The organism is Alloyangia mangrovi, from assembly GCF_002300555.2.
Classification (GTDB): Bacteria; Pseudomonadota; Alphaproteobacteria; order Rhodobacterales; family Rhodobacteraceae; genus Salipiger; species Salipiger mangrovi.
Map to the genome: position 1 here is coordinate 124,933 of NZ_NTHN02000007.1, position 12,002 is coordinate 136,934.

Below are 12,002 nucleotides of genomic sequence, written 5' to 3' on the forward strand. Positions count from 1 at the left end.
GCCTTTGCGCAATGGAGAAACGCTCTCACAGGTCAAATTTTTTTATCAATCGGTAAAATAATTGCAGCGGCTGCCGCAGGGGAAATCGCCCAAAACCCGGGCAAAAAAACGCAGGAAGGCCGCGCATTGCTGCGCGGCCTTCCAAGGATCGTACGACCAGAAGGATTAGTTCTGTGCGTAGTATTCGATGACGAGGTTCGGTTCCATCTGGACCGCGTAGGGCACGTCGGCGAGGCCGGGGGTGCGCACGAAGGTCGCGGTCATCTTGGAGTGGTCGGCCTCGATGTAGTCGGGAACGTCACGCTCTGCGAGCTGGACAGCCTCGAGCAGAACAACCATCTGCTTCGACTTCTCGCGAACTTCGATGACGTCGCCTTCCTTCACGCGGTAGGAGGGGATGTTCACGCGCTTGCCGTTCACCAGCACGTGGCCGTGGTTCACGAACTGACGGGCTGCGAAGACGGTCGGCACGAACTTGGCGCGGTAGACGACGGCGTCCAGGCGGCGCTCGAGCAGGCCGATGAGCAGCTCACCGGTGTCACCCTTGAGGCGTTCTGCGTCGCCGAAGATGCGGCGGAACTGCTTCTCGGTCAGGTCACCGTAGTAGCCCTTGAGTTTCTGCTTGGCGCGGAGCTGCAGACCGAAGTCCGACATCTTGCCCTTGCGGCGCTGGCCGTGCTGGCCCGGGCCGTATTCACGCTTGTTCACCGGGGACTTTGCACGGCCCCAGATGTTTTCGCCCATGCGGCGGTCAATTTTGTACTTGGCAGACGTGCGTTTGGTCACGGCTGATCTCCTTCATAAGTTGTGAAGGGCGTTGTCCTTCTGCCCGGAGGCCGACAGGCATCCCCTTGCGGGGGCCACCAACACCAATGAGCGGGCGCTTATATGGGGATCGAGGGGGGAGTCAACCGCTGTTTGCGCACGGCCCCGCTTTGAAGCGCCGCCTTCCTGGCGCGGCTGCGCGTAATCCCCTGTTAAACCTCTTGCGCGCAGACTGACAGGGCCCAAGGGCAAAGGTCGATGGCTGGAGACAGGGTGGGAGACAGCGCATGCAGCCGGTCAGCGGGAACAGGGATGTTCGGGAAAGGCAGCATCAGGGCGAGCAAGTCACTCCCCTCCCCCGCAGCGCGGGCGGGGCCGGTGCCATTCTCGACAGCGCGCTCGACCTGCGCGACCGCGACATCCTGCAGCGCGTGCGCGCCGCGATCCGCCACCGGCAGGTGATGCTTGTCTTCCAGCCGGTCGTGCAGGCGGGGGGGCGACAGGCGCATCGCCTTTCACGAGGCCATGCTGCGGGTGATGGACGAGACCGGGCGCATCGTACCCGCGCGCGAATTCATCTTCGAGGTCGAGGAACTGGAAGAGGGGCGCATTCTGGACTGCCTCGCGCTGGAACAGGGGTTGGCCGCGCTGAAACGCAGGCCTGACCTGAGGCTCTCGATCAACATGTCGGCCCGGTCGATCGGCTACCGCCGCTGGATGCGCGTGCTGGAAAAGGGCCTCGCCGCCGATCCCACGCTCGCGGAGCGACTGATCCTCGAGATTTCCGAAATCTCGGCCATGCTGCTGCCGGAGCTGGTGATCGGCTTCATGGCCGAGCTGCACCGACGCGGGATCACCTTTGCCATGGACGACTTCGGCGCGGGGCCGACCGTGCTGCGGCACTTCAAGCGGTTCAGCTTCGACATCCTCAAGATCGACGGCCAGGTGATCCGAGACCTCGACCGCGACCCGGACAACCAGGTGCTGCTGCGCGCCATCGTCGCCATCGCCGAGCAGTTCGACATGGTCACGGTCGCCGAATCGGTCGAAACGCGGGCCGAGGCAGACCTCGCCGTTGCGGCCGGAGTGAACTGCCTGCAGGGATACTACCATGGTGCGCCCGTCGCGTTCCCGGGGGGTCTGGACGAGCCATCGCAGGCCTCCGCCCTGTAAATCCTCGGGAAATCGGCGCATCTCTAGGCGTCGGCGATTTTTTCCCAGCTGACGTCACAGCCTGCGACGAATTGCGCAAACAGGCGTGAATCCGCGCCGCCGGCTCTGTGCAGTTGCGGATCCCCGCGTTATCAAATGAACCAAGGCCAGATGCGGAACCACTATCCCCGCCAAGAGGGCGAGGGAACGCGGTCCGATCGCATGTTTGCTTGGAGGGAGAATTTCATGACCAATGTCGTAATCGCATCCGCGGCGCGTACCGCCGTGGGCAGCTTCAGCGGCGCCTTCGCCAACACACCCGCCCATGACCTCGGCGCGGCCATGCTCGAAGCGCTGGTCGCCCGCGCCGGCATCGACAAGGGCGAGGTGTCCGAGACCATCCTCGGCCAGGTGCTGACCGCGGCGCAGGGCCAGAACCCGGCGCGCCAGGCGCATATCAATGCAGGCCTGCCCAAGGAAAGCTCGGCCTGGTCGATCAACCAGGTTTGCGGCTCGGGCCTGCGCACCGTGATGCTGGGCGCGCAGCACATCCTGCTGGGCGATGCCGACATCGTCTGCGCCGGCGGCCAGGAGAACATGACCCTCTCACCCCACGCCGCGCACCTGCGCGCCGGCCACAAGATGGGCGACGTGAGCTACATCGACACGATGATCCGCGACGGGCTCTGGGATGCCTTCAACGGCTACCACATGGGCCAGACCGCCGAGAACGTCGCACAGCAGTGGCAGATCAGCCGCGAGCAGCAGGACGAGTTCGCGCTGGCGTCGCAGAACAAGGCCGAGGCGGCACAGAAGGCCGGCAAGTTCGACGACGAGGTGATCCCCTTCACCGTGAAGACCCGCAAGGGCGACATTGTGGTCGACAAGGACGAGTACATCCGCCACGGCGCCACCATCGAGGCTATGCAGAAGCTGCGCCCGGCCTTCGCCAAGGACGGCTCGGTCACTGCGGCCAATGCGTCGGGCATCAATGATGGTGCCGCCGGCGTGCTGTTGATGAGCGCCGACAATGCCGAGAAGCGCGGCATCGAACCGCTTGCCCGCATCGTCTCCTATGCGACCGCTGGCCTCGATCCGTCGATCATGGGCGTCGGCCCGATCCACGCCTCGCGCAAGGCGCTGGAGAAAGCCGGCTGGAAACCCGAGGATCTCGACCTCGTGGAGGCGAACGAGGCCTTTGCCGCGCAGGCCTGCGCGGTGAACAAGGACATGGGCTGGGATCCGTCGATCGTGAACGTGAACGGCGGTGCCATCGCCATCGGCCACCCGATCGGCGCCTCGGGCGCCCGCATCCTGAACACGCTGCTCTTCGAGATGCAGCGCCGCGACGCCAAGAAGGGCCTCGCGACGCTCTGCATCGGCGGCGGCATGGGCGTTGCGCTCTGCGTGGAGCGCGACTGACAAATTGAAAAGGGGCGCCACGGCGCCCCTTTTTCTTTGCGCCGCCTGCTGCACATGCAAAATGATGGCGCAATATTATTGCTAGAATATTTTAAACAAGGTAACAACGTTACTGGACTGCGAGGGTTCCGAATTGGAGGAAAGAATGGCGAAAGTTGCATTGGTCACCGGCGGCAGCCGTGGGATCGGGGAGGCGATCTCGAAGGCACTCAAGGCCGAAGGGTACGAAGTGGCAGCGACCTATGCCGGCAACGACGAGAAGGCAAAGACCTTCACCGCGGAGACGGGCATCAAGACCTACAAGTGGAATGTGGCGGATTACGAGGCGTCCAAGGCAGGCATCGCGCAGGTCGAGGCGGACCTCGGGCCGATCGACGTGGTGGTGGCCAACGCCGGCATCACTCGCGACGCGCCCTTCCACAAGATGACTCCCGAACAATGGAAAGAGGTCATCGACACCAATCTCACCGGCGTGTTCAACACGGTGCACCCGGTCTGGCCGGGCATGCGCGAGCGCAAGTTCGGGCGGATCATCGTGATCTCGTCGATCAACGGGCAAAAGGGCCAGTTCGCGCAGGTGAACTACGCGGCGACCAAGGCTGGCGATCTGGGCATCATCAAGTCGCTCGCGCAGGAAGGCGCGCGCTACGGCATCACCGCCAACGCCATCTGCCCCGGCTATATCGCCACCGAGATGGTCATGGCCGTGCCCGAGAAGGTGCGCGAGTCGATCATTGCGCAGATCCCGGCCGGCCGCCTTGGCGAGCCCGAGGAGATTGCCCGCTGCGTGGTCTTCCTTGCCGACGAGAAGGCCGGCTTCGTGAACGGCTCGACGATCTCGGCCAACGGCGGGCAGTTCTTCGTCTGACACCATCGCAGGCATGATCAACCAAAGGCCCCGAGCGCGCGCGCCGGGGCCTTTTTGTATCTCCGGGCGGCGCCGGCCCGCGAGCTGTGCACTGGTGCAGCCCCTCCGCGCGGACATGTTCGTTTTCTGAAACGGCGCTTGAGCCTATATCGGGATCAATTCCTCATCAGGAGAGAGACCATGCTTACACAGATCAAGGGCCTGCATCACGTGACCGCGCTGGCCAGCAGCGCGTCTCGGAACAACGCCTTCTTCACCACCACGCTCGGCCTGCGCCGGGTCAAGAAAACCGTCAACTTCGACGCGCCCGACGTCTATCACCTTTACTATGGTGACGAGCTCGGTACCCCCGGCAGCGTCATGACCTACTTCCCCTTCCCCCATGCGGCACGCGGCCACAGGGGCACTGGCGAGGTCGCGACCACCGCCTTTTCCGTTCCCGAGGGCTCGCTCGACGCCTGGGAGGCCCGGCTGACCGAAGCCGGTGTCACCGGCATCGACCGGCTCAACCGTTACGGCGAGCACCGTCTCTCCTTCGAGGGACCGGACGGCGAGGGTCTCGCGCTGGTCGAGGCCGAGGACACCCGCCACCCCTGGACCGGCGGCAGCGTCGGCGAGGACATGGCGATCCGTGGCTTCCACTCGGTGCAGATGCGCCTGCGCGACGCCGGGCCAACCGCCGAGCTGCTTGGCGCCATGGGCTACAAGGAAGAGTGCCGCCAGGCCAACGTGATGCGCCTGGTGCTGCCCGAGCACAACGGCGCGGGCACCATCGACATCGAGACCGTCGACGCCCCCCCGCGGCACCCAGAGCGCCGGAAGCGTGCATCACATCGCCTTTGCGGTTGAGGATCGCGCGGCACAGCTCGAGGTACGCAAGGCCCTCACCGAGCAGGGCTACCAGATCACGCCGCAAATCGACCGGGATTACTTCTATGCGATCTACTTCCGCAGCCCCGGCGGCGTGCTCTTCGAGGTGGCCACCAACGAGCCGGGCTTCGATCGGGACGAGGACCGCGCACACCTCGGCGAAGCGCTGAAGCTGCCGAGCCAGCACGCGCACCTGCGCGAGCAGCTGGAGAAAAGCCTCGAGCCCATCGACTGACCCGACCCGGGCCTGTTGGTTCTCTGACTGAACTCTCCCCTTTCAGGGCAGCGCCCCCGGAGCTTGGGCCTCCGGGGGCGCTTTCTTTGTCAGGGCACGGCACGCACGTCCTTCCGAATGCGCGGCTCCGAGGGGCCGCGACCATCCTTGCAAGGGTGAAAAGGGATGCGTGTTGAAAGGCGTGCTTTGAAATGCCGCTTCGTCGCGCGCCAGTTGGCGCCTTGCCCTGCCGCCCGGGCCCGGAGATTCGGGCCCGGAACCTCTGCGATCCTCGGGCGCGGCGGCCTCTTGGATCGGTGTCTCACATGTGCTCTCGAGGCGGGTAGGTGGCTGTCCCTCGCGGGCGCTGCCTGCCCGGACCCGCTTAGGTGGCCTCTGCCGAGAGCCGGCTAATCTCTTCCTTGATCCGGAGTTTCTGCTTCTTCAGGGCTGCGACATGCAGGTCGTCCACGCCCGGACTCCGCTGCATTTCTTCCACCGTGGTGGCGAGGTTCTGGTGCTTCTTCTTCAGTTCCTGCAGGTGAGAAGTTAAGCTCATTATATCCTCCTTTTTGCTTTGGGCACTTACAGTGCAGCATAACTTTTACATTCTGTCACGCCGCACCCGCAGCATTGCTTAGCGCAGGCTCAAGGCGGTGCTCGGACTTTCGCTTACCCGTCAAAGATGATCGGTTTTCCGTCACGCAAGGCTGCTTTGACGACATTTGTATAATCCTCGCCGTCTTCAAGGTGGCACGCGCCAGCGTGAAGCACGAGCGCCGGGCAAAGGCGGAAAGCTGCCCGGCCTCCCTTGCGTCCACGCGCGAGAATCAGCCGGGGCGCGCGGCCCTCGCGCGGGGCAAGCGGCAGCACCTCGACAGACCCCAGATGCGCGCTCAGCGCCGACAGCAGCTCCGGCAACCGTTCGACCCGCTGGACGAAGGTCGCCGTGCCGCGCGGCTTCAGCCGCCGTGCGGCCAGCGCCACCCACTCGCCCAGCGGCAGTGCCCCGGCCTGTGCCAGTTCGATCCCCGCATCCGGCGAGACGCTGCGCTTGCCCGGCTCGAAATAGGGCGGGTTGGCGAGAACGTGATCGAAGGCGCGGGCCTTCAACTCGGCGGGCGGCAGCGAGAGGTCCGCTTCGAGGATATCGCCCTCGAGACCGTTCTCGGCAATGTTACGGCGCGCGAGCGCGGCATAGCCCGGCTGGAGCTCCACGCCGGTCACCCGCAGCCCGCCCACGCGCACGCCAAGGCATATGAGCGCCGGGGCAGCCCCGCAGCCGAGCTCCAGCACCTCCTGCCCCGGCCGCGCTTCGACGCTGGCCGCAAGCAGCACGGGGTCCACCCCTGCCCTATAGCCAAACCCTTGTCTTGGCTGCCATATCCTCGCACGACCACCAAGAAAATCGTCGCAGCGAAGCGCCTCCTCGGCAAAGGTGTCGCGTCTCACGCTCCGGCCTCGAAAGAAATGCCGAAGTCGCGCAGCACCCGTCGCGCCGCCTCCAGCTCGCTGCTGCGGACCATCAACCTGCGCGGAAGTATACCCAGCGAGCCCTCGAGGACGCTCATATTTACGTCCAACTCAAAGCTGTCTATACCCTGCCCATCAAGGAGGGTCTTCGCCAGCGGGATCAGTGTGATGTCGGTTGTGCGCAGAAGTTCTTCCATACTGGGGATGTAAGGACAGGGCCCCGGCCTTGTCGAGCCTGTGACGGGGGTCTGATGGGCTTGGATACGGCAAAAGCGAAACCGCACGACCGCCTCGCGTCGATGCTGTCCGACGAGATGGGTGCGGTGAACACCTTGATCCGCGAGCGGATGGCCTCGAAACATGCGCCGCGCATCCCGGAGGTGACCGCGCATCTGGTCGAAGCGGGCGGCAAGCGCCTGCGCCCGATGCTCACCCTCGCCGCGGCGAAGATCTGCGGCTACGACGGCCCCTATCACGTGCATCTCGCCGCGACGGTGGAGTTCATCCACACCGCGACGCTCCTGCATGACGACGTGGTCGACGAAAGCGCGCAGCGGCGCGGTCGTCCCACTGCCAACCTGCTGTGGGACAACAAGTCCTCGGTTCTGGTCGGCGACTATCTCTTTGCCCGCAGCTTCCAGCTCATGACCGAGACCGGCAACCTGCGGGTGCTGGAAATCCTGTCGAACGCCTCGGCCACGATCGCCGAGGGCGAGGTGCTGCAGCTCACCGCGGCGCAGGATCTCGGCACCACCGAGGACATCTACCTGCAGGTGGTGCGCGGCAAGACCGCCGCGCTCTTCTCGGCCGCGACCGAGGTGGGCGGGGTCATCGCCGGCTCCGATCCGGCGCAGGTTCAGGCGCTCTTCGATTACGGCGACGCGCTCGGCATCGCCTTCCAGATCGCCGACGACCTGCTCGACTACATGGGCGACAGCGCCGCCACCGGCAAGAACGTCGGCGACGACTTCCGCGAGCGCAAGCTGACCCTGCCGGTGATCAAGGCCGTCGCAGCGGCTGACGAAGAGGAACGCGCCTTCTGGCAGCGCACCATCGAGAAGGGCAAGCAGGAAGAGGGCGACCTCGACCACGCGCTGGAGCTTCTGAACAAGCACAGTGCGCTCGAAGCCACCCGCGAAGACGCGCTCGGCTGGTCGGAAAAGGCCAAGGCCGCGATGGCGCAGCTGCCGCAGTCCGAGCTGCGCGACGTGATGATCGAGCTGGCTGATTTCGTGGTGGCGCGGCTCTACTGATCCCGCGCCATCCGCTCTCGCCTCTGGTTCATCCCCGGCGCGGCATCGCCCGCGCCTGCTGATCCCCCAACAGGCCCTCGGCGATCCACCAATCCGGGCGCGCCCTGCGCAGAGCTCCTGCCGCCACGCCCGCCTCCGCCATGCTGGCGAAGAGCCCGAAGCAGGTCGCCCCTGATCCCGACATGCGCGCCAGCCGGCAGCCCGGCAGCGCGGCCAGCTCCGACAGCAGCGTTCCGATCACCGGCTCCAGCGCTATCGCCGCGGGCTCCATGTCATTGCGCATGCCCGACAGCCAGTCGATCAGCGACTCCGGGCCGGCGAACTCCGGCAGGCGCTCCGGCATCGGGGGATTCACGCGCGAGGTGAGGCTGCGGAAGATTTGCGGGGTCGAGACCGGCACCCGCGGGTTGACCAGCACCGCGGGCAGCGGCGGCAGGGCGACGGGCTCCAGCCCTTCACCGATGCCGCGCACCCGCACCGGGCGCGAGGCGATGCACATGGGCACATCCGCCCCAAGCGCCAGCAGTGCCGCTTCCGCCCTTGCCAGGCCATCGGTGTCCAGGGCCCCGGCCTCGGCTAACACCGCACGCGCGGCAGCCGCGGCATCCGCCGAGCCGCCACCGATGCCCGAGGCCACCGGCAGCAGCTTCTCCAGCACAATCGCGGCCCCCTGCCCCTCGCCCACCATTGCGGCGGCGCGCAGGGCGAGGTTGTCGCCATTGGCAGGAAGCCCCGCGGCCTCCGGCCCTTCAAGACGCAGTGAAAACTCCTCGGCGGGCGCGACGCGGAGCGTGTCGCCCACCGGGGCAAAGACGACCAGCGTGTCGAGCAGGTGATAGCCGTCGTCGCGCTGGCCGGTGATATGCAGGGTCAGGTTGATCTTTGCCGGGGCGAAGACGTCAGTCCACGTCATGCGCCACCTTCAGCGGCGGCCTGCCCTCCTCGGCGAGCACGGTATCGAGGCCCACGGCCAGCTTCCGGCGGATGCGCTCGGGCTCGACGTCGTCCGAGGCGTCCTCCCAGCCGACGAAGGAAAGCGCCCGCTGCCATTGGAAGCGCGCCTCGGTCTTGCGGCCGACCGCCCAGTAGACATCGCCAAGGTGATCGTTGACCACCGGGTCCACCGCCATCAGCTCGGCGGCGCGCTCCATGTGGCCCACCGCCTCGTCGTAGCGGCCCAGCCGGTAGAGCGCCCAACCGAGGCTGTCGACGATATAGCCGCTCTGCGGCTCCGCCTCGACCGCGCGCTCGATCATCTCCAGCGCCTCGTCGAGGTTAACGTGGTGCTCGACCATGGAATAGCCGAGGTAGTTCAGCACCTGCGGCTGGTTCGGCACGAACTCGAGGGCGGCACGGAAATCCTTCTCGGCGGCTTCCCAGTTCCCGTCCCGCTCCTTGCAGATGCCGCGGGCGTAATAGAGGAACCATTGCGCCGGATCGGGCTCGCCGAAGGTGGCAAGCGCCCGGTCATAGGCGGTGATCGCCTCGCCGTAGCGCTCGAGCTGGCGCATCAGGTCCCCCAGCGCCGATTGCACCGCGGGCAGGTTGCCATGGGTGTCGGCGAGCTGTTCCAACACCTCCACGGCGGCATCGAGCTTGCCCTCGGCGCGCAGCGCGTCGGAGCGGCCCAGCTCGGCGACATGGTAGGCGGCATCCTCGCGCGGCACCCGGCGGTAGGTGGCGGCGGCAAGCTCGTACTGGCCCATCTTCTCCAGAAGCTCGCCCGCCATCAGCAGCGCGCCGACGTGATCGGGGCGCAGGTACTCTGCCACGCGCACGTGCAGCAGCGTGTAATCCTCGGCGGATTCATTGGCCAGAGCGCCGGCGATTGTGAAGAAGACCTCGGCAATGCCGTCACGGGCCGAGGTGACGATGTCGAAGGGCAGCGTCTCGCCCGCCTCGAGCTTGGCGCGCAGCTCCACCATGCCCGGGTCGAGCTGCGGGCCGAAAGCCTCGTCGATCAGCGACACGGCGTCGGCCTGCCGGTCGATCTGCGAAAGGATCTGGATACGGGCCAGCACGGCACGGCGGGTCATCTGCATGCCGCCGCCCGCCGGATCGGCAAAGATCGCCTCCGCGCCCTCGAAATCGCCGACCGAAGCCAGCGCCATGGCCTTGTGATAGGCGGCGAAACCGGCGAGCCCGCGCTCCTCGGCCACGCCATCGAAGGAGGCCAGCGCCGCGCTCACGTCGCCGCGCCCCAGCTCGGCCCAGGCCATCAGCAGACCGTCAACCAGCGGGCCCGCCGAGCGGTTTTCCTCGATCCGCTTCACGAGCTCGGCGTAATTCTCTTCATGGGCAAGCACGGCGATCTCGGCGAGCTGGCCGATCTGGCTGCTGTGCCCCAGCGCGGTGAGCCGTTCGGCCAGCGCCTCGGCGCGGACGAAATCGCCGAGGCCGATGTTCGCCAGCGCAGCGCGCTCGAGCAGGTCGGCGTTCTCGGGGTCATGCTTGACCGCCTCGCCGTAATAGCGGGCTGCCGCCTTGAAATCCCCGGCGAAGCTGGCCTGCCGCGCCGCGAGGTAGTCGCCCGAAAGGCTCTCGGCGGAAACCGCCCCGGCCCCTGCCGCCATCAGTGCAAGCGCGAGAACCGTGCCGCGAAGTGTCCCGAATGCCTTGCCCGACATGCCGCCTCCTGTTGATTGGTTGGCACGAAGACTAGACCGCGCCGCACCCCGGCGCAATCCGCGCCCCGTTCACGGGGCGGCGAGCGCGATGCACCGCCGGCACAGGGGCTGAGCCAAGAAATAATTTCGCGCTCCCCAGCGTCGGTATTTAATTTGCATTGCCAATCATTTTTATCTACATGCATTTCATGACACAGACTCCCTCCCCCCGCGATCGCTTTGGCTTTGCCTTCGTCACCCTTGCCCGGCAATGGCACCGGGTGGTCGACAAGCGCCTCGCCGAGGCCGGGCTCAGCGATGCCACCTGGCGCCCGCTCGTGCATCTGGCCGAGGGCGGCGACGGCATCAGCCAGCGCGATCTCGCGGCGCGGATCAGCCTCGACACCTCGACGCTGGTGCGGTTGCTCGACCTGCTCGAGACCCGTGGCTTCGTCGAGCGCCGGGTCGATCCCTCGGACCGCCGCGCCCGCCGCATCCATCTGACCGAGGAGGGCCGCACCGAACTCGCCCGCATCCGCGCGATGCTGCTGCAGGCCGAACGGGAACTGCTCGCCGACATCGCCGACGACGAGACAAGCGCCATGCTGGACGCCTTCTCGCGCATCGCTGTCCGCGCCGATGCCATGCTTTCCGAGAAGGTGGAGGCATGAGCGCCGCGCTGGAAACCCTCGGCTTCAACAAGCACCGACTGGTCTTTGCGCTGCGCACCGCTTTTGCCGCGTGTCTGGCGCTGGTGGTTGCCTGGATGCTCGGGCTCGAGCACCCGCAATGGGCGGGGATGACTGTCTGGGCGGCCTCACAGCCGGTGCGCGGGCAACTGCTGGAAAAGGGCCTCTTCCGCTTCGCCGGGACGGTGATCGGCACGATCGCCGGGGTCGGGCTGATCCTCGCGATGCAGCTGCATCCGGCCCTGCTGGTCGTCGGTCTGGCGCTATGGGTCGGGCTTTGCACCGGGCTCGCCAACCTCCTGCGCGGCTTCGTCGCCTATGGCACGGTGTTGGCGGGCTATACCGCCGCGATGGTTGCCCTGCTCGACGTCGGCCACCCCGAGAATGTCTGGGCGCTCGGTGCCGACCGGATGGCGACGGTGCTGGTGGGCGTGCTCGCCGCGCTGGTGGTGGGCTGGCTCTTTGCCCCCACCGCCGACGGCAGCGCGTTGCGGGGGCGCATCCGTGGCGTGCTGGCTGATCTTTGCGACCAGCTCGCGGCGCCCGGCTCCGACCCCGAGGCGGCGCGGAAGCTGATCTCGGCCATGGCCGGCGCCGAAGAGGCGCTCGACCCACATGCCGCCGGCTCGCTGCGCTCGCACCGCGAGACTCGCGCCAGCCGCGCGCTGCTGTCGGCCGCGCTGTCGGTGC

General features: G+C 66.6%; 13 protein-coding genes and 1 pseudogene. 7 read left to right on the forward strand and 7 right to left on the reverse strand.

What is annotated here, in order from left to right; genetic code table 11:
* Positions 1-165 precede the first annotated feature (165 nt).
* Positions 166-786, reverse strand: coding sequence for a 30S ribosomal protein S4 (gene rpsD / locus CLG85_RS06010; RefSeq protein WP_095881324.1), 621 nt, complete (start codon positions 784-786; stop codon positions 166-168).
* Between the two features lie 191 nt (positions 787-977).
* Entirely contained in the window at positions 978-1,274 is a 297-nt protein-coding gene (locus tag CLG85_RS27675; protein ID WP_375796900.1) for a hypothetical protein, read from the reverse strand.
* A 16-nt stretch (positions 1,275-1,290) separates the two neighbouring features.
* Here CLG85_RS27675 and CLG85_RS06015 point away from each other — a divergent pair, with 16 nt between their 5' ends.
* From CLG85_RS06015 to CLG85_RS06030, 4 genes and pseudogenes are all read left to right on the forward strand, one after another.
* A complete protein-coding gene (locus tag CLG85_RS06015; RefSeq protein WP_375796901.1) occupies positions 1,291-1,938 on the forward strand; it encodes an EAL domain-containing protein in 648 nt (215 codons plus the stop codon).
* A gap of 225 nt (positions 1,939-2,163) precedes the next feature.
* On the forward strand, positions 2,164-3,339 hold the full coding sequence (locus CLG85_RS06020; protein WP_095881326.1) for an acetyl-CoA C-acetyltransferase: 1,176 nt from the start codon (positions 2,164-2,166) through the stop codon (positions 3,337-3,339).
* Positions 3,340-3,484: 145 nt separating this feature from the next.
* On the forward strand, positions 3,485-4,207 hold the full coding sequence (phbB, locus tag CLG85_RS06025) for an acetoacetyl-CoA reductase (RefSeq protein WP_095881327.1): 723 nt from the start codon (positions 3,485-3,487) through the stop codon (positions 4,205-4,207).
* A gap of 180 nt (positions 4,208-4,387) precedes the next feature.
* Positions 4,388-5,312 (forward strand): annotated as a pseudogene (locus CLG85_RS06030) (VOC family protein).
* 364 nt (positions 5,313-5,676) lie between these two features.
* Here the strand turns inward: CLG85_RS06030 and CLG85_RS06035 are convergent.
* The 3 genes from CLG85_RS06035 to CLG85_RS28070 all read right to left on the reverse strand — a co-directional run bounded on the left by CLG85_RS06035 (position 5,677) and on the right by CLG85_RS28070 (position 7,126).
* Positions 5,677-5,850, reverse strand: a complete 174-nt coding sequence (locus CLG85_RS06035) for a YdcH family protein (protein ID WP_095881329.1) — start codon at positions 5,848-5,850, stop codon at positions 5,677-5,679.
* Positions 5,851-5,963: 113 nt separating this feature from the next.
* Complete coding sequence (locus CLG85_RS06040) at positions 5,964-6,743, reverse strand: tRNA1(Val) (adenine(37)-N6)-methyltransferase (RefSeq protein WP_095881330.1); 780 nt, start codon at positions 6,741-6,743, stop codon at positions 5,964-5,966.
* A complete protein-coding gene (locus tag CLG85_RS28070) occupies positions 6,740-7,126 on the reverse strand; it encodes a putative signal transducing protein (RefSeq protein ID WP_512699364.1) in 387 nt (128 codons plus the stop codon). The genes CLG85_RS06040 and CLG85_RS28070 overlap by 4 nt, the downstream gene beginning before the upstream one ends.
* On the opposite strand from CLG85_RS28070, the gene CLG85_RS06050 reads away from it, so the two are divergent.
* Positions 7,016-8,017, forward strand: a complete 1,002-nt coding sequence (locus CLG85_RS06050) for a polyprenyl synthetase family protein (RefSeq protein ID WP_260348568.1) — start codon at positions 7,016-7,018, stop codon at positions 8,015-8,017. The two genes, CLG85_RS28070 and CLG85_RS06050, sit on opposite strands and share 111 nt — an antisense overlap.
* A 28-nt stretch (positions 8,018-8,045) precedes the next feature.
* On the opposite strand, the gene CLG85_RS06055 is transcribed toward CLG85_RS06050, so the two are convergent.
* Together CLG85_RS06055 and CLG85_RS06060 are read right to left on the reverse strand one after the other, a co-directional pair.
* On the reverse strand, positions 8,046-8,930 hold the full coding sequence (locus CLG85_RS06055; RefSeq protein ID WP_260348569.1) for a 4-(cytidine 5'-diphospho)-2-C-methyl-D-erythritol kinase: 885 nt from the start codon (positions 8,928-8,930) through the stop codon (positions 8,046-8,048).
* Positions 8,917-10,644 (reverse strand): tetratricopeptide repeat protein, encoded by a 1,728-nt coding sequence (locus CLG85_RS06060; protein WP_095881971.1) that lies wholly within the window; start codon positions 10,642-10,644, stop codon positions 8,917-8,919. The genes CLG85_RS06055 and CLG85_RS06060 overlap by 14 nt, the downstream gene beginning before the upstream one ends.
* 188 nt (positions 10,645-10,832) lie before the next feature.
* Between CLG85_RS06060 and CLG85_RS06065 the strand changes: the two genes are divergently transcribed.
* Both CLG85_RS06065 and CLG85_RS06070 read left to right on the forward strand, forming a co-directional pair.
* On the forward strand, positions 10,833-11,294 hold the full coding sequence (locus tag CLG85_RS06065) for a MarR family winged helix-turn-helix transcriptional regulator (protein ID WP_095881972.1): 462 nt from the start codon (positions 10,833-10,835) through the stop codon (positions 11,292-11,294).
* Positions 11,291-12,002, forward strand: a 712-nt coding sequence (locus CLG85_RS06070; protein ID WP_260348570.1) for an FUSC family protein, incomplete at its 3' end; no start/stop codon positions are given. The genes CLG85_RS06065 and CLG85_RS06070, both read left to right, overlap by 4 nt.

Coding starts and splice junctions, on each gene's coding strand:
- CLG85_RS27675 (WP_375796900.1), bottom strand. CDS start 1,274: ATGCGCCTGTCGCCCCCCCGCCTGCACGACCGGCTGGAAGACAAGCAT.
- CLG85_RS06015 (WP_375796901.1), top strand. CDS start 1,291: ATGCTGCGGGTGATGGACGAGACCGGGCGCATCGTACCCGCGCGCGAA.
- CLG85_RS06020 (WP_095881326.1), top strand. CDS start 2,164: ATGACCAATGTCGTAATCGCATCCGCGGCGCGTACCGCCGTGGGCAGC.
- phbB (WP_095881327.1), top strand. CDS start 3,485: ATGGCGAAAGTTGCATTGGTCACCGGCGGCAGCCGTGGGATCGGGGAG.
- CLG85_RS06035 (WP_095881329.1), bottom strand. CDS start 5,850: ATGAGCTTAACTTCTCACCTGCAGGAACTGAAGAAGAAGCACCAGAAC.
- CLG85_RS06050 (WP_260348568.1), top strand. CDS start 7,016: ATGGGCTTGGATACGGCAAAAGCGAAACCGCACGACCGCCTCGCGTCG.
- CLG85_RS28070 (WP_512699364.1), bottom strand. CDS start 7,126: ATGTTTCGAGGCCATCCGCTCGCGGATCAAGGTGTTCACCGCACCCAT.
- CLG85_RS06055 (WP_260348569.1), bottom strand. CDS start 8,930: ATGACGTGGACTGACGTCTTCGCCCCGGCAAAGATCAACCTGACCCTG.
- CLG85_RS06060 (WP_095881971.1), bottom strand. CDS start 10,644: ATGTCGGGCAAGGCATTCGGGACACTTCGCGGCACGGTTCTCGCGCTT.
- CLG85_RS06065 (WP_095881972.1), top strand. CDS start 10,833: ATGACACAGACTCCCTCCCCCCGCGATCGCTTTGGCTTTGCCTTCGTC.